The organism is Kitasatospora sp. NPDC059803, assembly GCF_042732255.1.
Taxonomy (GTDB): Bacteria; Actinomycetota; Actinomycetes; order Streptomycetales; family Streptomycetaceae; genus Kitasatospora.
Map to the genome: position 1 here is coordinate 1 of NZ_JBHWIJ010000559.1, position 1,845 is coordinate 1,845.

1 pseudogene is annotated in these 1,845 nt (G+C 76.5%); it reads left to right on the top strand.

Annotated elements, in window-relative coordinates:
* Window positions 1–699: 699 nt before the first annotated feature.
* Window positions 700–1,746: pseudogene (locus ACFV6I_RS39465) on the top strand (transcription-repair coupling factor); the annotation flags it as partial.
* Window positions 1,747–1,845 lie beyond the last annotated feature (99 nt).

Below are 1,845 nucleotides of genomic sequence, written 5' to 3' on the forward strand. Positions count from 1 at the left end.
CGCTGGGGCGGTCAGGGCCTTCGCGTTGCGGTCGATCGGCCGGTGCCGGTAGCCGGCCGGGGCGGCGAATCGAAGAGGAGCGGTACGGCGTCGACCTGTCGCGCCAGTAGTCGCCGCACGCCTGGTGGCGGCGGCGGGCCGGAACACGGTCCGGCAGGGCGGCGACCACGAGTGAGGCCGAGACCCGTGGCGCCCTCCAGGAAAGGGCGCCACGGTTCCCGGCGCTTGGGCGGGCGCCCCCACCCAGGGTCGCCCGGCCTCGCACCTCCGACCCCCATCGGGGGTGCGACAGTGCCGCCACAGCCATCCCCCACGGTTGGGTGCGGCGGGCACATTCACCATGGTGCGCGATCTCCATGGACAGGCAGTGACAGGAGTATGTCCAGTTCGTGGCAGATCGCGGAGCCGAATCTGACCAGGGGCCGGACGGTTCGTCCACCGGCCGGTCCGGTGTTCCGTCCAGTGGTTCGTCCGCGGTCCGGTCGCGGTCCGGTCGCGGGCTCCGTCCGGGGTCGTTCGTCGCCCCGGACGGTGGTTCGTTCCCGCCCGGCCCCGCCGGGCCGTACGCCGCGTGTGCGTCCGTGCCGCGGCGTAGGCTGGATACCCCCGGCCGCTCGGCGTGCCGGGCCGTTCGCGTTGCCCCGGCAGGCCTCTGCCGCCCGGAGGCAGCACCAGCCACGGGACGAAGAAGAGACCCTGATGAGTCTGACCGGACTGCTCGATGTCGTCGCGCGGGACTCGGCGCTCGCCGAGGCCATCGAGGCGGCGACCGCCACCGGAGCCGCGGCCGGCGGCCGCCGCCACCTGGACCTGGTCGGACCGCCCGCCGCCCGGCCGTTCGCCATCGCCGCGCTCGCCCGCGCGCGGGCCGGCCAGGCCGCCGGCGAGCGGGGCCGTCCGGTGCTCGCCGTCACCGCGACCGGCCGGGAGGCCGAGGACCTCGCCGCCTCGCTGCGCTCGCTGCTGCCGCCGGACGCGGTCGCCGAGTACCCGGCCTGGGAGACCCTGCCGCACGAGCGGCTGTCGCCCCGCTCGGACACCGTCGGGCGCCGGCTGGCCGTGCTGCGCCGGATCGTGCACCCGCGGGCGGACGACCCGGCGGCCGGCCCGGTGCAGGTGGTCGTCGCGCCGGTCCGCTCGGTGCTCCAGCCGCAGGTCAAGGGGCTGGCCGAGCTGGAGCCGGTGGCCGTCCAGCGCGGCGAGTCGCACGACCTGGAGGAGGTCGCCCGACGGCTCTCCGCCGCCGCCTACGCGCGCGTCGAACTGGTCGAGAAGCGCGGCGAGTTCGCCGTCCGCGGCGGCATCCTGGACGTCTTCCCGCCGACCGAGGAGCACCCGCTGCGGGTGGAGTTCTGGGGCGACGACGTCGAGGAGATCCGCTACTTCAAGGTCGCCGACCAGCGCTCGCTGGAGATCGCCCAGCACGGCCTGTGGGCGCCGCCCTGCCGTGAGCTGCTGCTCACCGACGAGGTGCGGGCGCGGGCCGCCGAGCTGGCCGCCGCGCACCCCGGGCTGGCCGAGATCCTGGACAAGATCGCCGAGGGCATCGCGGTCGAGGGCATGGAGTCGCTGGCGCCCGTCCTGGTGGACGACATGGAACTGCTGATGGACGTGCTGCCGCTCGGCTCGGTCGCCGTGGTCTGCGACCCCGAGCGGGTCCGCACCCGGGCCGCCGACCTGGTGGCGACCAGCCAGGAGTTCCTGCACGCCTCCTGGGTGGCGGCCGCGGGCCGCGGGGGCCCGCCCGGCGGCCAGGAGTAAAACAACCAGCACCCCCCCCCACAGCGCGCGCACCCCCCCGGGGGCCCGCGCCCCCCCCCCCCGCCGCCGCCGCCCGCCCGGCCA